The sequence below is a fragment of the Vicinamibacterales bacterium genome (assembly GCA_036496585.1).
Lineage (GTDB): Bacteria > Acidobacteriota > Vicinamibacteria > Vicinamibacterales > 2-12-FULL-66-21 > JAICSD01.
In genome coordinates, this window is the sequence record DASXLB010000047.1 from 22343 (window position 1) to 40358 (window position 18016).

The 18016-nt window shown below is 67.5% G+C and carries 15 protein-coding genes; 5 read left to right on the top strand and 10 right to left on the bottom strand.

Annotation, left to right across the window (positions count from 1 at the left end):
* Window positions 1-17 precede the first annotated feature (17 nt).
* The gene (locus tag VGI12_15345; protein HEY2434049.1) at window positions 18-1097 is read right to left on the bottom strand and encodes a response regulator; all 1080 of its coding nucleotides are present in this window, start codon (window positions 1095-1097) and stop codon (window positions 18-20) included.
* 89 nt (window positions 1098-1186) lie between these two features.
* Between VGI12_15345 and VGI12_15350 the strand changes: the two genes are divergently transcribed.
* Window positions 1187-2998, top strand: coding sequence for a hypothetical protein (locus VGI12_15350; protein ID HEY2434050.1), 1812 nt, complete (start codon window positions 1187-1189; stop codon window positions 2996-2998).
* A gap of 19 nt (window positions 2999-3017) precedes the next feature.
* Here VGI12_15350 and VGI12_15355 read toward each other — a convergent pair whose 3' ends face one another.
* Window positions 3018-3422 (bottom strand): cobalamin B12-binding domain-containing protein, encoded by a 405-nt coding sequence (locus VGI12_15355; protein ID HEY2434051.1) that lies wholly within the window; start codon window positions 3420-3422, stop codon window positions 3018-3020.
* 11 nt (window positions 3423-3433) lie between these two features.
* Entirely contained in the window at window positions 3434-5044 is a 1611-nt protein-coding gene (locus tag VGI12_15360; GenBank protein HEY2434052.1) for a methylmalonyl-CoA mutase family protein, read from the bottom strand.
* Window positions 5045-5203: 159 nt separating this feature from the next.
* On the opposite strand from VGI12_15360, the gene VGI12_15365 reads away from it, so the two are divergent.
* Together VGI12_15365 and VGI12_15370 are read left to right on the top strand one after the other, a co-directional pair.
* A complete protein-coding gene (locus VGI12_15365; GenBank protein ID HEY2434053.1) occupies window positions 5204-6424 on the top strand; it encodes a Glu/Leu/Phe/Val dehydrogenase in 1221 nt (406 codons plus the stop codon).
* Between the two features lie 75 nt (window positions 6425-6499).
* A complete protein-coding gene (locus tag VGI12_15370; GenBank protein HEY2434054.1) occupies window positions 6500-8962 on the top strand; it encodes an ABC transporter permease in 2463 nt (820 codons plus the stop codon).
* 89 nt (window positions 8963-9051) lie between these two features.
* On the opposite strand, the gene VGI12_15375 is transcribed toward VGI12_15370, so the two are convergent.
* Window positions 9052-11103: a VWA domain-containing protein gene (locus VGI12_15375; protein HEY2434055.1), complete on the bottom strand. Its 2052-nt coding sequence runs from the start codon at window positions 11101-11103 to the stop codon at window positions 9052-9054.
* Between the two features lie 23 nt (window positions 11104-11126).
* On the opposite strand from VGI12_15375, the gene VGI12_15380 reads away from it, so the two are divergent.
* Both VGI12_15380 and VGI12_15385 read left to right on the top strand, forming a co-directional pair.
* Window positions 11127-12293 (top strand): acyl-CoA dehydrogenase, encoded by a 1167-nt coding sequence (locus tag VGI12_15380; protein ID HEY2434056.1) that lies wholly within the window; start codon window positions 11127-11129, stop codon window positions 12291-12293.
* A gap of 55 nt (window positions 12294-12348) precedes the next feature.
* Window positions 12349-12921, top strand: coding sequence for a hypothetical protein (locus tag VGI12_15385; GenBank protein HEY2434057.1), 573 nt, complete (start codon window positions 12349-12351; stop codon window positions 12919-12921).
* 72 nt (window positions 12922-12993) lie between these two features.
* On the opposite strand, the gene VGI12_15390 is transcribed toward VGI12_15385, so the two are convergent.
* The 6 genes from VGI12_15390 to VGI12_15415 all read right to left on the bottom strand — a co-directional run bounded on the left by VGI12_15390 (window position 12994) and on the right by VGI12_15415 (window position 17771).
* A complete protein-coding gene (locus tag VGI12_15390; protein HEY2434058.1) occupies window positions 12994-14130 on the bottom strand; it encodes an acyl-CoA dehydrogenase family protein in 1137 nt (378 codons plus the stop codon).
* 34 nt (window positions 14131-14164) lie between these two features.
* Window positions 14165-14527 carry a PIN domain-containing protein gene (locus VGI12_15395; protein HEY2434059.1) on the bottom strand — a complete coding sequence of 121 codons (363 nt, stop codon included), beginning with the start codon at window positions 14525-14527 and terminating at the stop codon, window positions 14165-14167.
* A 19-nt stretch (window positions 14528-14546) separates the two neighbouring features.
* On the bottom strand, window positions 14547-14777 hold the full coding sequence (locus VGI12_15400) for a type II toxin-antitoxin system VapB family antitoxin (protein HEY2434060.1): 231 nt from the start codon (window positions 14775-14777) through the stop codon (window positions 14547-14549).
* Window positions 14778-14941: 164 nt separating this feature from the next.
* Window positions 14942-15433, bottom strand: a complete 492-nt coding sequence (locus VGI12_15405) for an HIT domain-containing protein (protein ID HEY2434061.1) — start codon at window positions 15431-15433, stop codon at window positions 14942-14944.
* A gap of 10 nt (window positions 15434-15443) precedes the next feature.
* Window positions 15444-15791, bottom strand: a complete 348-nt coding sequence (locus VGI12_15410; GenBank protein ID HEY2434062.1) for an integration host factor subunit beta — start codon at window positions 15789-15791, stop codon at window positions 15444-15446.
* Window positions 15792-16067: 276 nt separating this feature from the next.
* On the bottom strand, window positions 16068-17771 hold the full coding sequence (locus VGI12_15415; protein ID HEY2434063.1) for a 30S ribosomal protein S1: 1704 nt from the start codon (window positions 17769-17771) through the stop codon (window positions 16068-16070).
* Window positions 17772-18016 lie beyond the last annotated feature (245 nt).

Below are 18016 nucleotides of genomic sequence, written 5' to 3' on the forward strand. Positions count from 1 at the left end.
AATGTGGGATTGGCACATCACCCGATCGACTTGATTCGTTCGATCTCCTCGCGGACCAGTCGTTCGGCGACATCCAGAATCGCGGGGCGCGATTCGGTGCCCAGGCGCGCCAGCACACGGGCGGTGATGTCGTCGACCATCTGCTCGGTGACGGCCGGAGCCCCCTGCTCGACCGACGGCAGCGGGGGAATGGTGGCGATCGAGGGGCTCAGGCCGAGACTCTGCTCGGCCGAGAGCAGCGCGGTAAAGGCCTCGGCGAGCGACGGGATCTGGATCGGCGCGGGCCCAGCCGCCGCGACGGGCGGCGCAGGCATCGGCGCCGGCGCCGGCGCGGCGGCGGACGGCACGAGATGGAGCGGCGGCGCGGACGGCGGCGGCTGGACCACCGGCGCGGGAAACGCGACGGGCGGCTGCGGACCGGCCGGCCGCGTCGGATCGCCTTGCAGATCCGGATCCCAGTCGGCAAAGGGATCGTTCGGACGGGACGGCGACTCCCCCGCCGGCGCTGCGGGCATGCGGGAGATCGGAATCGGCGCGTTCGCGGCCCGTGCCCCTGGCGTATCGGGCGTGGCACCGAACGCCGCGTCGAGGTGATCGAAATACGCTTCGAGCGAATCGCCATGCGGCGTCGGCGCGGGGGCGCTGCGGAGGTCACCGGCAGGGCCGGAGGAGGGCTGCCGGATAGGCCCCTGCGCCGCAGGCTGACCGCTCCACATCCCCGGCGGCTGCCTGCCAGCCAGCAGATCCTTCACACGGGTGATGACGAGTTGCGGCTCGAATGGCTTGACCAGCACGCCGTCGCAGCCGACCGCCCGCGCCCGCTGCTCGTCGACCGGCTCGAACGCGCCGGTCAGGAGCACCACCGGAATGTGAGCGAAACTCGGCGTGCCCTTGATGAACGCCGCGACTTCGTAGCCGTCCCGCTCCGGCATGCCGACGTCGGCCAGCACGATGTCGGGCCGGTCGCGCTGCACGCGCTCGATCGCGGCGGCGCCGTTGCCGACGGCAATAACCTGCACGTCCTCGTCGGCGAACGTCAACTCGATGACACGCTGGATCGTGACCGAATCATCCGCGAGCAGCAGCTTGTGGGGCACGGCACCATGATACCTTGAGCGGGCACCCACACATGCCCGTCCCGCGCCCCAGCCTTTCCCCACGCTGGCTGACGCTATTTGACACTCTGGTGGTCGCCGCGGCGGCCGCCGCACTCGTCAGTCTGCTGGGCGCCCACGGCCGATTCACCGTCGTCGGCTGGCGGGTCACGGTCCGCTCCCCTCTCAACTTGTGCCTGGCAGCCGGCGCGCTGATCCTGCTGCGCGCCTGGCTCGGGGGGAAGACGCGGTTGTTCCCCGCCATCTCACTGCCCGACCCGGCCCCCATCGCGATCGAACGGACGCGCCTGGCCGAACCGGCCGCGTGGTCGCGGCGGGTGACGCTCTGCGCACTCGCCGCGGTCGCCGGCTCTCTTGTCTGGATCGTCCCGCACCTGATGCACCCGCGCTGGGTTCCAGATGCTGGCGATCCCCTGTTCTCTGCCTGGCGGATCGCGCGCGTCGCGCACCAGCTCGCACACGACCCGCGGCACCTGTTCGACGGCAACATCTTCTATCCGTTGCCCTATACCCTGACGCTCTCGGATGCGACCTTCCTGCAGGCGCTGCTCGGCACGCCGTTCGTGCTCGCCGGCATCGATCCTCTCATCGTCGCCAACGCGCTGACGATGGTCGCGTTCCCGCTGTGTGGGCTGGCGTTCTTCTACGCGGGCTGGCGGCTGACCGGCGATCCCTTCGCAGGCCTCGTCGCCGGACTGCTGGGCGCGTGGTATCCGTTCCAGGCCGAGCACTACAGCCACCTCGAGCTCCATTGGGTGATGTTCGCGCCGCTCGCCGTCGTCACCGGCATGCGCATGCTCGCCGATCCGAGGCCGGCGACCGGGCTGCGATTCGGGGCGGCCATCGCGCTGCAGTGGCTGGCGTCGATGTACCTCGGCGTGATGCTGATCACGTTCCTGGCGCCGTTTCTCGCCATCGTCGCGTTCGGCTGGCGCGTGACCGCGTCACGCCGGACGATCACCGCGTGTGCCGCCGCGGCAGCGATCGCGCTGCCGGCGTTTGCCGGGTTGGGCATTCCGTTCATGCTCGCGAAAGGAATCCGCGGCGAGCGGCAGCGACAAGAAGTGCAGGACGGCAGCGCGACGCCGATCGATTACGGCCACGCCCACATCCGCGAAGTGTCCTACCGGTGGCAGGGGGGACGCGGGCACCGGGTCGAGCGCGAACTCTTCCCCGGAACCGGCACGCTGCTGCTGGCCGCCGCCGGCGCCGCGCCGCCCCTCTCGGCGGGGACCGCCGCCGCGCTCGTAGCCGGCGCCTTCGCCTTCGACTGGTCGCTCGGCCTGAACGGCCTGACCTACGACCAGCTGTACTCGCTGTCATCGGTGTATCGCGGCATGCGCGTCGTGGCGCGCTTCAGCGTGATCGTCGGGGTCGCGCTGGTGCTCCTCGGGGCGGCTGGTACCGCGCGCCTGCTTCGACGTCTTCCGGATCGTGCGCGCCCGTTCGCCTGCGCGGCACTGGCGCTCGCGGTGTTGTTCGACCTGCGGATGGATCCGCGCATCGGCCCGATCCCCACCGGCATCCCGCCAATCTACTCACGCGTCACGCCGGACATGGTGCTGGTCGAGCTGCCGGCCGATCCGCAGATCACGTACATGTACTTCTCGACGTTTCACTGGGCCCGCCTGGTTGGCGGTTACAGCGGCTATCCGAAATACACCGAGAACCTGATGGAGGGCTGGAAGCGCTGGCCGGATCCCGCCTCGCTCGACTACTTCCGCAAGACCGGCGCGACGCATCTCACCTACAACTGCGCGATGGAAGAGCGCCCCTGGCGCTGTGCGGCGGCGTTCGAAACGCTCGACAACGCGCCCGGACTGGAACTGATGGCCAGCGGCCTCTGGCTGGGTAAGGAGGCGCGGCTCTACCGGCTGAAGTAGCGCCGGCAAAGCCGACGTCCTACACCGCGGCGCGCGGGCGGACGTTCGCGTTGATGAAGTCGATGATCTGCTGCATCGGGCTGCCGGGCAGAAAGATGCCCTTGACGCCCATCTGCTGCAGCTTCGGGATGTCCACATCCGGAATGATCCCACCGACGACGACAAGCACGTCGTCGAGACCCTTGTCCCTCAGCAGCTCCATGACGCGCGGGCAGATGTGCATGTGGGCGCCCGAGAGGATCGACATCCCGATGACGTCGGCGTCCTCCTGCAGCGCCGCGCCGACGATCTGCTCTGGCGTCTGGCGAAGGCCGGTGTAGATGACTTCCATGCCCGCGTCGCGCAACGCGCGCGCGATGACCTTGGCGCCGCGGTCGTGACCATCGAGGCCGGGTTTGGCGATGACGACTCGGATTCTCTGCATGGACCAGTCAGCTAAATGAGCGGCACCTCTTCGTACTCGCCCCAGACGTCGCGCAGCGCGTCGCACATTTCGCCGACAGTGGCGTAGGCGCGGACGCAGTCGAGCAGCGGGTACATCGTGTTGCCGGTGCCGCGCGCCGTCTCCTTCAGTACGTCGAGGGCGTGCCTTACCTTGTCGCGATCGCGCGTCCGGCGGAGATCCTCGAGACGCGACAGCTGCCGCTCCGCCGTCGACTCGTCGATGTAGAGGATCGGGATCGGCGTGTCGTCGTCCTGCACGTAGTCGTTGACGCCGACGATGATCTTGTCGCGGGCCTCGACCGCCTGCTGGAAGCGATACGATGCTTCGGCGATTTCCTTCTGCGGAAAGCCGTGCTCGATCGCCTGCACCATCCCGCCCATGCGGTCGATGATGTCAAAGTACTCCGTCGCTTCGCGCTCCATGTCGCGCGTCAGCGTCTCGATGAAGAACGAGCCGCCCAGCGGATCGACGACGTTGGTGACGCCGCTCTCGTGGGCGATGATCTGCTGCGTGCGCAGCGCCAGCGTTGCCGCGGCCGCGGTCGGCAGCGCCAGCGCCTCGTCGAGCGAGTTGGTGTGCAGCGACTGGGTGCCGCCGATCACCGCGGCGAGCGCCTGCAACGCCGTGCGCACCACATTGTTATAGGGCTGCTGCGCGGTGAGCGACACGCCGGCGGTCTGGGTGTGGAAGCGCAGCTTCCACGACCGCTCGTTCTTCGCCTTGAACCGGCCGCGCATGACCTCGGCCCACAGCTGGCGGGCGGCGCGGAACTTGGCGATTTCCTCGAAGAAGTCGCTGTGGGAGTTGAAGAAGAACGAGATCTGGGGCGCGAAGCTGTCGACGTCGAGCCCGGCGTCGATCCCATACTGCACGTACTCGATGCCGTCGCGCAGCGTGAACGCCAGTTCCTGCGCCGCGGTCGACCCGGCCTCGCGGATGTGGTACCCGCTCACCGAGATCGTGTTCCACTTGGGAACCTCCTTGGCGCAGAACGCAAAGATGTCGGTGATGAGGCGCATCGACTGGCGCGGCGGGAAGATGTACTCCTTCTGCGCGATGAATTCCTTGAGGATGTCGTTCTGGAGCGTGCCCGAGAGCGTCTTCCAGGCAGCCCCCTGCCGCTCGGCCACGGCGAGGTACATCGCGAAGATCATCGGCGCCGGCGAGTTGATGGTCATCGACGTCGTGATCCGGCCGAGGTCGATGCCGTCGAACAGCCGCTCCATGTCCTGGAGCGAGACGACGCTGACGCCGCACTTGCCGACTTCGCCGAGCGACAGCTCGTGATCAGGATCGCGCCCCATCAGCGTCGGCAGGTCGAAGGCGACGCTCAGGCCGCTGCCGCCCGCCGCGAGCAGGTCCTTGAAGCGCCGGTTCGTCTCCTCGGGGGTGCCGAACCCGGCGAACTGGCGCATCGTCCAGAGCCGGCCGCGATAGCCGGTCGGGTGGATGCCGCGCGTGTAGGGAAACTGCCCCGGTTCGGCGAGATCGACCGCGCCGGCACTCTCGGCGGTATAGACCTGCGCGATCGGCCGCCCGGAAATCGTCGTGAAGGACCGCCCCGCCGGGTCCTTCTCGTGCGGCGCCACCGCAGTTTTCATAAGTTCTCATTATAGCGCGCGGTCCGCCGGCGCGGCTTCGCTGGGCGCACCCCGGAGCGTGACGGTGCGGCCGGACGGCGACCGCCCAATCTTGACGCGGGTTGAAAATCCGCTGTAGCGTGAACCGTTATGGAAACAGCCGGAAGCATCTTCAATGCAATGCTCCAGGAGTTCGATGGCGCGGCGCGCATCCTCGGCCTCGACCCGGGCATCTGGAAAGTCCTGACGCATCCCAAGCGCCAGATCACCGTGTCCTGCCCCGTGCAGATGGACAACGGCGAGATCGAAGTGTTCACCGGCTACCGCGTGCAGTACAACATCACGCTCGGACCAGCGAAGGGGGGCATCCGCTACCATCCCAACGTCTCGCTCGACGAGGTGACGGCGCTCGCCGCCTGGATGACCTGGAAGTGCGCCGTCGCGCACATTCCCTTCGGCGGAGGCAAGGGCGGCATCATCGTCGATCCGAACCGGCTGTCGCGCCGGGAGCTCGAGGCGCTGACCCGCCGCTACGTGGCGGAGATCGTCGACGCCATCGGCCCTGAGAAGGACGTGCCCGCACCCGACGTCAACACCAACGACCAGATCATGGCCTGGATCATGGACACCTATTCCATGCACGTCGGCCATACGTCGACGGCGGTCGTGACCGGCAAGCCGATCGAGATGGGGGGCTCGCTCGGACGCCGGGAGGCGACCGGACGCGGCGTGATGATCGTCACCCGCGAAGCCGCGAAGCACCTGGGGATCGCCATCACGGGCGCGACGGTTGCGGTGCAGGGCTTCGGCAACGTCGGCTCCGTCTCGGCGGATCTGCTGGCGAAGATCGGCGCGAAGATCGTCGCCGTCACCGACTGGAAGGGCGGCGTCTACAACGACGCCGGGCTCGACATTGCGAAGCTGATCGAATACTCGCAGCAGCACCGCACGATCGACGGCTTTCCCGGTGGCGACAAGCTGGACAACGCGAAGCTCTTCGGCCTCGACGTCGACGTCCTGGTGCCGGCGGCGCTCGAGAACCAGATCACGATGGACAACGCGCCCTCGATCAAGGCCCGGATCATCTCCGAAGGCGCCAACGGCCCGACGACGCCCGAAGCGCACAAGCACCTGCACGACCGGGGCGTGTTCGTCATCCCCGATATCCTCGCCAACGCCGGCGGCGTGACCACGTCGTATTTCGAGTGGGTCCAGGATCGCCACGGCTACTTCTGGACGGAAGAGGAAGTGAACAAGCGGCTCGAGGACAAGATGATCGAGGCGTTCAGCGACGTGCTGGGGATGTCGCTGCGCTACAAGACCGACCTCCGCACCGCCGCCTATATCGTCGCTATCAACCGCGTCGCTACCGTTACCAGGCTTCGCGGCATGTACGCGTAGCTGCGCCGTCGTAATTCGTCATTTACAACTGTCCGAATTCGAACAAACGCCGAATCCCCGACGTATGTGGGAAGCATGCTGGCTGACGTTCGATATGCGCTGAAGTGGCTTCTGCGCTCGCCGGGTTTCTCGGCGGTCGCCATCCTGTCCCTCGGCATCGGCATCGGCTTCAACTCCGCGCTGTTCTCCATCGTCGACGCGCTGCTCTTCCGGCCGCTGCCGGTCGTGCATCCCGAGCGCCTGGTCGATGTCTACACGAAGGCAGCCGACGGCGACACCTATTCGACCAACTCCTATCCCGACTTCCTCGATTTCCAGACGAAGAGCACCGTCTTCAGCGGCCTGGTCGGGTATAGCCCGTCGATCGCCGCGGTCAAGGCCGGCGATCGGTCGCGGATGGCGCTCGGAGAAGTCGTCAGCGGGAACTACTTCCAGGTGCTTGGCGTGAACGCCGCCATCGGCCGCACGCTCCTGCCGGAAGACGATCGCCGCGGCGCGCCGCGCGCGGCCGTGCTCTCCTACGTCTCGTGGCGGCGCGATTTCGGCAGCGATCCAGGCGTGACCGGTCGAACCTTGTTGATCCACGGCCAGCCCTATTCGATCGTCGGCGTCGCGCCGGCGGCCTTCACCGGCATGGTCCCGATGCTGCAGCCGGAGGTGTGGACAGCGATTGGCTGGGTCGAGGACGTCGAACCGGCCGGCATCCAGGACGTCGTGCCGTCGCCGAGCGGCACCACGCGTCTCGATCGCCGCGGGCAGCGCTGGCTGTTCGCGAAGGGACGCCTGAAGGATGGCGAGACAGGGGCGCGCGCGCAGGCCGAGATGTCGCTGCTGATGAAGCAGCTCGCCGCCGAATACCCGAAAACCAACCAGCAGCGGCCGGTCGTGACGGCCATGAACGTGCGGATTCACCCCCAGGCCGACCAGGCGCTGCGGCCGATCGCCGCTGGGCTGATGGTGGCGATCGCGCTCGTGCTGGTCGTCGCGTGCGCCAACGTCGCCAACATGCTGCTGGCGCGCGCCTCGGGCCGCCGCCGCGAGATCGGCATCCGACTCGCCATCGGCGCCAGCCGCCGGCGCCTGATGCGGCAGCTGCTGACCGAGAGTGTCGTCCTGGGCGGGCTCGGCGCGATCGTCGGCGTGACGCTGGCCGCGGTCGCCATCCAGGTCATCGCCGCGCTGCCACTGCCGATTCCGATTCCGGTCGCGGTGTCGCTGCACATCGACGCGCGCGTGCTCACCTTCACGATCGCGATTGCCGCCGCGGCGGGACTCCTGGCCGGGCTGGCGCCGGCGGCGCGCGCCACCCGCGCCGACCTGGTTTCGGATCTGAAGGGCGACGCGATGGTGCAGCGAGTCGGACGCCGCTGGACGCTTCGCGACGGCCTGGTCGTGCTGCAAACCGCCGTCACGCTGGTGCTCCTGGTGACGGCCGGTCTCCTCACCCATAGCATCCTTCGCGCGCAGCGGGTCGATCTCGGCTTCCGGGCGAACGGACTGGCGGTGCTCGGGACCGAGCTCGGGCTGATCGGCTACGACGAGACGAAGGCGACGGCGCTGATGCGGCGCGCCGCCGAGCGCACCGCGACGCTTCCCGGCGTGCAGTCGGTGTCGCGGGTCGTGCGGCAGCCGTTGGCGATCAACTACAACCGCAACACCGTCACCTTCCCCGGCCAGGGCATCGTCGACGAGCGCGGCGTCTCGATCGACGCGACCTGGGTTGACGAGCACTACTTCGACACGATGTCGATTCCGCTGCTGCGCGGCCGCACCTTCAACAACGGCGACACGCCGCGTTCGGCGAAGGTCGCGATCGTGAACGAAGCATTCGTGCGCCGCTATTGGCCCGGCACCGACGGACTGGGGCACCACTTCCATACACCGTCGAACGGCGGGACCGACTATGTCGTGGTCGGCGTGTCGGCCACGTACAAGGTCGACACCGTCGGGGAGGCGCCCACGCCCTACATTCAGTACGCGCTCTCACAGCAGCCCTCGACCGGCGAGGTCCTGCTCGCGCGCACCGGCGGCGATCCGGCGGCGCTGCTGGCGGCGATGCGGCGCGAAATTCTCGTGCTCGAGCCGAACACCGTCTTCCTCGACAGTCAGACGATGGACGGCCAGGTGAGCGCGGCGCTGCTGCCGGCGCGGATCGCCGCGCAGACGATCGTGCTGGTCGGCGTCATCGCGACACTGCTCGCCGCAATCGGACTCTACGGGGTCGTCGCGTATGCCGTCGGCCGGCGGACGCGCGAAATCGGGATCCGGATGGCGCTGGGCGCGGCGCCGGGGGGCGTGCTGGCGATGGTCATGCGCCAGGGCCTGGCGCTGGCAGCGGCGGGGATCGTCGCCGGACTGCTATTGGCGTTCGTCGCGGCGCGTGCGATCGCCGCCGCCCTGTATGGCGTCGGCGCCGGCGACCCGCTCGCCTGGAGCATCGCCGTCGCAGTACTGCTGGCTTCGGCGGCGCTTGCCAACTACGTCCCAGCCCGACGCGCCGCGCGCGTCGATCCCTCGATCGCGCTGCGGCAGAGTTGATGGCGGACCGCGAGGTCCCGTCTACAGATAGTCGGTCCGACGGATTGCTCCGGACCTCGGTCAGGTGGAGGGCGGGTCTCCAGACCCGGCTACGATCCCACCCGGAACCCGATCATTTGTTGGGCCGTCCCTGAAGCGCTCTTGGCGTCGATCTCGATGATGTACTCGCCGGCCGCCAGCGACGCGAGCGGAAAATCGATCAGATACGGCTTGCCGTCAGCCGCCTGGATCGGCACGTCGGCCATCGACGTACCCGCACGATTCAACAACTTCGCGGTCACCTCCGGCTTGGCGCCCCCAGTCGCGTAGGCGTCGAGGCGGACCAGCAGGCGCTCGCCGCGGCTGAACTCGCGCGAAGTAATCGGACGCGCGTCCGCGTAGTTGCGGATCTGGAGCGCCTCGCGCGCCGTGCGGGCGCGGTAGACGCGTGGCGTGCTGAACGACACCTGGGTCTGTGCGTAGTCCGGCACCGTGACCGACTGCGTGGTCGAGTCGATCACCTGTCCGCTGTCGTCCTCGACGACGATCTTCAGGTCGATCTGTCCGGGCGGCGCATTGAACGACGCGCTCGCCGCCGGCAGCTCCGCGGCCACCGGCATGTCGGGGTTGCCGGGCGCCGGCGCCACCATCGGCGCGTCCGAGTCGGGGATGCGGCCGCGGAAGATCGGGCGGCCGTCGGCGGCGGTCGCGGTCAACTGCACGCGCGCCGCGGTGCTCCCGCCCTTCGAGGGCAATGCTTCCCAGACGAAGGTGACGAGATCCTGGCCGTTCCCGCCGCGGTCGGTCCCCGTCCAGAAACGCGCCTTGTGCTCGCGCGCCGGATCGACGATCGTGTTCAGCGCGTTGGTCACCTCCGGCTTCGCTTCGGTCCTCGGGCCCGCGCTCGCCCTGGCGGCGTCGTCGGTGGTGTAGGCCCAGTATCCCTTGCGGAAACGCACCTCGACGTTGGGCCGCTTCACGCGGACGTCGATCGTGTGGAACTTGCCGTCGGTCGGCGCGGTCACCGAGGTGTAGCCGAGCAGGTAGTAGCCGCTCGCGTCCCGGATGATCTGTTTCATCGCCTTGCCGAGGTCGTTGCGGTTGACGATGGCCCGGCCGTCGGTGTTGTCGGCCAGGACGCGCAGCGAGTCGGTGGTCGACTGGAGGTTGGTGCGATCGGTCTGCAGGCTGACGCCTTCGCTCACGTCGTACTCGAACACCGCCAGCCCGCGGGGATCGACGGCATAAATGGACGTGTTGTTGCGGTTGCACATCTCGTAGACGTCCTTCAGCCGGTCGATCAGATCGACCGACGTGAAGAACTGCTCGGTCTGCGCCCGCTGGTCGGTGACGTCCTGGCCAGGACGCGCGGTGTTGCCGACGCCGGGCATCGCGGCGATCGGATTCGAGAGCTGCAGCGGCAGGTTCGCGGTGAAGCCTTCGCTGACGAACACCAGCTGCTTGCGCCCCTCACGCATGGAGCCGAGCTGCGCCGCGGCGGCGCGCAGCGCCCCCATGGTGACGTCGTTGCGGACCGACTCCACCTGCACCGTCGGGTAGTAGGCGTACTTCTCCTCGAATTCGTTGCGCGGCAGGTAGTCTCCCTTGCGCCCCTCGAAGTGCTCGATCGCCGAGATGAGCGACGCCTTGTTGCGCGTGAAGGTCAGGGCGCTGGCCGGCGTCAGCGGATACATGATCGCCATCATGTCCTGCGGCGCGAGCAGGTTGACGAAATCGACGAGCGGCTGTCGGACGACCATGTCGTTGCCGCGGCGGACGTGGTAGTCGTCGAGCAGCATGATGAACAGCCGCACGTCCGGCTTCTTCGCCTCGAGCTCCTGGTCCGACTCGTTCAGGATCTCCTTCGGCTGGTAGCTTCGCGTCAGCTCGTCGATCTTGACGACGTCGAAACTCTCGACCTTCTGCGGACGGCGGTCCTCGCGGACCTCGAAATCGTCCGGTTTCATGTCGAGGACGACTTCGCCGGTCTTCTTGTCGGTGACGATGACGTCGACACTGATGAAGTTGATGCCGCTGCGGATCACCGGACGCTGCGGCTGCGGCGTCTGCGCGGCTGCCGGCGGCGTCGCCGGCGGCGGGGATGGCGGTTGCTGGGCCTGCGCGATAAGCAGGCCGGCCGCGAGGAGAGCGTACACTCGCATAGCCCGATGATAACATCCCGATCATGGCGGAACAGACGATCGCGCGCGCCCAGCCATTGACGGTCCTTGCCGAAGACGAGGCGATCTTCCGCGGCAGCGTCGGCGAGTTCGCCGAAGCTCAGGTGCGGCCGCTGGTGCGCGAGATGGACGACCACGCGAAGATTCCGCGCACGTTGATCGACCGGATGTTCGAGCTCGGAGTCATGGGGATCGAGATTCCCGAGAGCTACGGCGGCGCCGGCGCCAGCTTCTTCCATTCCGTGCTCGCGGTCGAGGCATTCTCGCGCGTCGACCCCTCGATCGGCGTGCTGGTCGACGTGCAGAACACGCTGGTCATCAACGCGTTCCTGCGTTGGGGGAGCGAGGAGATCAAGCGCCGCTACTTGCCGCGGCTGGCCGCGACGGACGTCGGCGCCTACGCCCTGTCGGAGGCCGGTTCGGGCAGCGACGCGTTCGCGTTGACGACCCGCGCCCGCGAGGATGCCGACGCCTATGTGGTCAGCGGCCGCAAGCTGTGGATCACCAACGGCAACGAGGCCAACATCTTCCTCGTCTTCGCCACGGTCGATCCCGGCGCCGGCTACCGCGGCATCACCGCGTTCGTCGTCGAGCGCGGGTTCCCCGGGTTCAGCGTCGGCAAGAAGGAGGACAAGCTCGGCATCCGGGCCAGCAGCACCTGCGAGCTGATTCTCGAGGACTGCCGCGTGCCGAGGGCCAACGTCCTCGGCGAGGTCGGCAAGGGCTACAAGACGGCCATCGAGACGCTGAACGAGGGACGGATCGGCATCGGCGCGCAGATGCTCGGCCTCGCCGCGGCCGCGCTCGATCACACGATCAAATACACGAGAGAGCGCAAGCAGTTCGGCCGGGCGATCGCCGAGTTCCAGGCCGTGCAGCACCAGATCGCGCGCGCCGCGGTCGACGTGGAAGCGGCGCGGCTCACCGTCTACAACGCGGCGCGGCTGCGCGATGCCGGCAGGCCGTTTCTCACCGAGGCGGCGATCTGCAAGATCCTCGCGTCAGAGGTCGCCGAGCGGGTCGCCTCGCTCGCCGTGAACCTGTTCGGTGGCAACGGCTTCGTCAAGGAGTATCCGGTCGAGAAGCTGTACCGCGACGCGAAGATCGGCCAGATCTACGAGGGCACCTCAAACCTGCAGCTGCAGACGATCGCCAAGCAGATCCTCGGCTGATTTCGCCGCCGTTCCTGCTACTATCCGCCGTTCGGCAACAGCGAAGGAGGTTCGGATGAGAGTGGCAATCATTGTCGTGTGTACCGTGATGGGGTGCGCCGGCGGCGTACTCGTCGCCCAGGACAAGAAGGCGGCGGCGAAGAAAGCCGCGCCTGCCGCCGCGCCGTCGGACGCCGCCGCGATCAAGAAGGCGATCTCGGCGGCGCCCGCCTCGATCGGCAAGGACGCCACCATCGTGGGCATGGATGAGAAGATGAACATGCGCACGATTCGCAAGGGCACCAACGGTTTCACCTGCATGGTCGCGGGGCCGGGACCAGACGCGATGTGCGCCGACCAGAATGCGATGGCGTGGTTCGACGCCTACATGAACAAGAAAGATCCGCCGCGAGACAAGATCGGCTTCGTCTACATGCTGGCGGGCGACAGCGGCGCCAGCAACACCGATCCGTTCGCGGAGAAGGCAACGCCGACCAACAACTGGGTCACGACCGGGCCGCACGTCATGATCGTCGGCGGCAAGGGCATGACCTCGGGGTACGTCCACGACGCCAAGGCAGATCCGACCGGGCCGTACGTGATGTGGGCGGGAACGCCGTACGAGCATCTCATGCTGCCGGTCAAGTGAGGCGCCGCGGCGGCGCGCTCGTGACCTGAGCGCCGGCGAGGCCCCGGAAGGGCGCCCGCCGGACGCCAAGCGCTAGAGAATCTGCTCCGCGATCACCATGCGCTGCACTTCCGAAGTGCCCTGATAAATCTCCGTCGCGCGGACGTCGCGGAGCAGCCGCTCGATCACCGATCCGCGCCGGTAGCCGTGCGAGGCGAAGATCTGCATGGCCCGATCGGCGGCGCGGTGTGCCGCCTCGGACGCGGCGAGCTTGGCCATCGCCGCCTCGAGGGTGGGCCGGTCGCTGCGGGTTCTGGCGTCGGCGGCCTTGAGCATCAGCATCCGCGCGGCGTCGAGCTCGGTCGCGCTGTCGGCCAGCATCCACTGAATCGCCTGGAAGTTCGCGATCGGCTGGCCGAATGCCTCGTGCTGCTTGGCGTAGCCGAGCGCCGCATCGAGCGCCGCCTGGCCCACACCGAGCGCCTGCGCCGCGATGGCGACGCGGCCGCCGTCGAGCGCCCACATCGCGACGTGGAATCCGTCGGCTGGGCCGCCGAGCATCGCGTCGGGGCCGACGACCACTTCCTTCAGCTCGAGGTTCATGCAGCCAAGTCCGCGCACGCCGAGCGCGTCGCCGGCCGGCACGCGGACGATCCCCGGCGCGTCGAGCGGCACGAGAAACGCGCCGACGCCGCGGCCGCGGCTGCCGGGCTGAGTCGCGGCGAACACGATGGCGAGATCCGCCGCGGCCGCGTTCGCCACCCAGACCTTCCGTCCGTTGAGCACGTAACCGTGGCCGTCGAGCCGCGCGACGGTCTGCTGGTTGGCAGCGTCCGATCCGGCCTGTTCTTCCGACAGAGCGAACGCGCCGAGCATCGCGCCCGACGCGAGGCGGCCGAGCCACGTCGCCTTCTGCGACGCCGACCCGAACCGCGCGATCGGCTCGGCGACGAGTGAGTTGTTGACGCTGGCAATGACCGACACGACCGCGCTCGCCGCCGCGAGCGCCTCGAGCGCCAGCGCGTAGCTGACGTAGTCGAGTCCGGCGCCCCCCTGCTCGCGCGGAATCGTGACGCCGAGCAGGCCGCGGGAGGCCATCGCCTGCACGAGATCGCGAGGAAACTCGTCGGTGTCGTCGATCGACTGCGCGCGGGGGGCGATCGCCGCGGCCGCAAACGCTGCGATCTCGCCCTGGTAGGCGATCTGGTGCGCGTCGAAGTCGAGAATCACGGAACCATTATCCCCCGGCGTGCCGGCGTTGGCGCTATCGGGGAATCTGCCGCTCCAGCAATTCGGAGACATGCGCGAGGGCGGGATAGTCGCGGTCGTTGTGCAGCACGGTCAGACCGTGGCGGATGGCGCAGGCCGCAATGAGGCAGTCCACCCCGGAGCGGACCGTGATCCCCGCCCGCCGCGCCCGTCGATACAGATCGACTGCGTCCAGATAGACGCGCTCGCCAACCGGCGACTCCACCATGGGGAACGCCAGCATCGCCTCGCGCGCAGTGCGGAACGCCAGGTCGCCCGTAAATCCCTGCAGCACTTCCTGGACGACCGGCAGGCAGGTGACGATCTCGTCGAAGTCGACGATCTCCTCCAACCTCAGGCGCGGCGGCTTGCGGAACACCTCGATCCAGGCGGATGAGTCAACGAGGATCACGCCGCTTCTTTCCGTATGCCGATCGATCCCCGCGCATCATGGCCAGATCGCCTTCCCAGGCGCCGCTGCCTGCCAGATCCAGGATCCGCCGCGCCTTCGAGCGCCGGACGAACTCCTGCATCGCCCGCTGCACGGCGGCCGAGTAGGTGCGCTCGCCGCTGATCTTCAGCGTCTCCTCGAGCAAGGCCGCGTCAAGCACAAGATTCGTGCGTTTCATGTGTAGAGTGTGGCATAGACAATCCGGAATGCAAGCATCTCTCTGGTCCGGCGCGTGCGGAAGGGGGCGCACCCGCAGTTCCGATCAGCGCCGGTGACGGTCGTCTGACTTTGGTGGGGATCCCTGGAAACGGCTCTGCCTCGCGGCTCGGCGTCTCCGTACTGTCACTCTGGCGACGAGTCCGCGATCCGCGCGAAGACCGGGCGCAGTCGCGCCGCCGTCTCCGGCAGTTCCTCCGGGAGGACGCGCGTCTGCCCGACGACGCTCATGAAACTGGTGTCGCCGGCCCAGCGCGGCACGACGTGCAGGTGAACGTGATCGAGAATGCCGGCGCCGGCCGGGCTGCCCAGGTTGATCCCCATGTTCAGCCCCTGGGGCTGATAGATCTCGGTCAGCGCCGCTTCCGCGACCGACGCCAGCTCGACGAGCTCCGCGCGCTCCCCTGTCGTGGCGGCGCGGAGGCTCGCGATGTGCCGGTTGGGGATCACCATGAGGTGACCGTTGTTATAAGGAAAGAGATTGAGAATGACGAAACAGGCGCGGCCGCGGTGCACGATCAGCGGGTCGCCCTCACCGCTCGCGAGGGCGGCGCAGAACACGCAGCCCCCGGCGCTGGCCTTGCCCGTGATGTAGGCCAGCCGCCAAGGGCTCCACAAGTGCTCCACGCTAGACTCCGGCGAGATCCGATCCGCTCGCAGCCGGCGGCGCCTGGGGCGCCTCTGGCTCGCGGTTGATCAGCTCCTTCAGCTCTTTGCCGGGTTTGAAGTAGGGGACCTTCTTAGGCGGCACGTCCACCTTGTCCCCCGTCTTGGGATTGCGTCCCTTGCGCGGCTCGCGGCGCCGCAGACGGAAGCTGCCGAATCCGCGCAACTCGATCTTCTCGCCGCGATGCAGCGCGTCGATGATGCTCTTGAAGACCGTGTCGACGATGACCTCGGAATGCTTCTTGGTCAGGTCGGAAACACGCGAGACTTCTTCGACGAGCTCCGCCTTGGTCATGCTGCCGGTATTCATGGTCGCTCCCTTTGGTCGCTCCCGGTGCTCAGGGTGCTAAAGGTGCTGGGGGTGCCACGGGTGCTGGTGCTGGGGGTGCCGAGGGTGCTGAAGGTGCTGGTGCGAAAGGTGCTAAAGGTGCGAAGGGTGCCGACGGTGCTGGTGCCAGCAGTGCTGGTGGTGCCGGAGGCGCCGAGGGGGCTGATGCTGCGCACCCCTGGCGCCCTTCGCACCAGCACCCTTTGCACCGTTGGCACCTTTAGCACCTTTAGCACCTTTAGCACCGTCAGTCCCGGCTCACTGCTGATGCTTGAAGTGATCGCCCAGCGTCGCTTCCGGCCGGCCGCTCGACTCGGAATAGGCCTCCCAGTCGGCGCGGAACTCCTCGTTCTTGAGCGCCCGGATCGACAGGCCGATCTTCCGCTCCGACGGGATCAGCTTGATGATCTTCATCTGGTAGCTCTCGCCGACCTGCAGATCGAGCTTGCCGTCCTTCCCCTTCTGATGGGAGTCGTCGAACTCGCTGACGTGGATCAACCCCTCGATCCCTTCCACCAGCTCGACGAACGCGCCGAAGTTCGTCATCCGCGCGATCTTCCCCTCGATGGTGTCGCCGACATGATGCTGCTGGAAGAACTCGTCCCAGACATCGGTCTGCAGCTGCTTGAGCCCGAGCGACAGCCGCTGGTTCTCGGCGTCGATGTTGAGCACCATCGCCTCGACGGTGTCCCCCTTCTTGAGCGCCTCCGACGGGTGCTTCAGCCGCTTGCTCCACGACATGTCGGAGATGTGGATCAGGCCGTCGATGCCTTCCTCGACCTCGACGAACGCGCCGAACTCGGTCAGGTTGCGCACCTTGCCGGTGATCGTCGTGCCGATCGGATACTTCTCCGACAGCTCGTGCCAGGGATTGCTCTCGACCTGCTTGAGGCCGAGCGAGATCCGGCGCGCGCCCGGATCGACGCCGAGCACCATCGTCTCGACGCCGTCGCCGACGTTGAGGATCTTCGACGGGTGCTTGACGCGCTTGCTCCACGACATCTCGCTGACGTGGATCAGCCCTTCGACGCCGGGCTCGAGCTCGACGAACGCGCCGTAGTCGGTCAGGCTGACCACCTTGCCCGACAGCCGCGCGCCGACCGGATAGCGCTCGATCACGTTCGACCACGGATCGTTGTGCAGCTGCTTGTGGCCGAGCGAGACGCGCTCGGTCGCCGGGTCGTACTTCAGGACGATGACGTCGATGTCCTGGTTGACCTGGAAGATCTCCGACGGATGGGTGACGCGGCCCCACGACATGTCGGTGATGTGGAGCAGGCCGTCGATGCCGCCGAGGTCGATGAACGCCCCGTAGTCGGTGATGTTCTTGACCACGCCGCGGAGGACCTTGCCCTCGGCCAGCGTGTCGAGCGTGTGCTTCTTCTTCTCGGCGTTCTCCTCCTCGAGGAGCACCTTGCGCGAGAGGACGATGTTGCCGCGCTTCTTGTTGACCTTGATGACGCGCATCCGCAGTTCCTGGCCGCGCAGGGCGTCGAGGTTCCTGACGGGACGGACGTCGATCTGCGAGCCGGGGAGGAACGCGCGGACGCCGATGTCAACCGCCAGGCCGCCCTTGATGCGCTCGATGACGCGGCCGATGACGACCTTGCGCTCGGTGTAGGCCTTCTCGACCTCGTCCCAGATCTTCATCTTCTCGGCTTTTTCGCGCGAGAGGACGACGTAGCCTTCGCGATCTTCGGTCCGCTCGAGCAGCACGTCGACGATGTCGCCGGCTTCGACGGTGATTTGTCCCGCCTCGTCGAGGAACTCGCCGATGGCGATGATGCCTTCGGACTTGTAACCGACGTCGACGATGACTTCCGACGCCGTCACTTTCAGCACCGTGCCCTTGACGACCTCGCCTTCCGCGATGTTCCGGAAGCTGTTATCGTAGACGTTGAGCAGCTGCTTGTACTCTTCCGGGTCGACTTGGGCATCGTCGTCGCGAGGCAGGGCTTTCACCCCTCCGCGGTCTGCGCCACGTTCGCCGCGGTCCAGCGTCCCGGCACTGCTTCTCGCGGGTCCGGGAATCTCTTCTACGTTCGCCATGCCTTGCGAGTCCTCCTGGTATCGATATCGAGTGCCGGGCGTTTTGACGCGGGTGCCGGCGTCCCGCGGATTGGTCGGTCGCGAGTCCCACGCGGATCAGCGGAGAGCCGAGGCCCACACTATGGGATGCGCTGATTCCCGATAAGCAACAGAGAGTA

Excerpts from the sequence above, each read along its gene's own strand:
- VGI12_15385 (HEY2434057.1), top strand. The coding sequence starts at position 12,349 with ATGAGAGTGGCAATCATTGTCGTGTGTACCGTGATGGGGTGCGCCGGC.
- VGI12_15375 (HEY2434055.1), bottom strand. The coding sequence starts at position 11,103 with ATGCGAGTGTACGCTCTCCTCGCGGCCGGCCTGCTTATCGCGCAGGCC.
- VGI12_15400 (HEY2434060.1), bottom strand. The coding sequence starts at position 14,777 with ATGAAACGCACGAATCTTGTGCTTGACGCGGCCTTGCTCGAGGAGACG.
- VGI12_15370 (HEY2434054.1), top strand. The coding sequence starts at position 6,500 with ATGCTGGCTGACGTTCGATATGCGCTGAAGTGGCTTCTGCGCTCGCCG.
- VGI12_15380 (HEY2434056.1), top strand. The coding sequence starts at position 11,127 with ATGGCGGAACAGACGATCGCGCGCGCCCAGCCATTGACGGTCCTTGCC.
- VGI12_15410 (HEY2434062.1), bottom strand. The coding sequence starts at position 15,791 with ATGAATACCGGCAGCATGACCAAGGCGGAGCTCGTCGAAGAAGTCTCG.
- VGI12_15355 (HEY2434051.1), bottom strand. The coding sequence starts at position 3,422 with ATGCAGAGAATCCGAGTCGTCATCGCCAAACCCGGCCTCGATGGTCAC.
- VGI12_15365 (HEY2434053.1), top strand. The coding sequence starts at position 5,204 with ATGCTCCAGGAGTTCGATGGCGCGGCGCGCATCCTCGGCCTCGACCCG.
- VGI12_15360 (HEY2434052.1), bottom strand. The coding sequence starts at position 5,044 with ATGAAAACTGCGGTGGCGCCGCACGAGAAGGACCCGGCGGGGCGGTCC.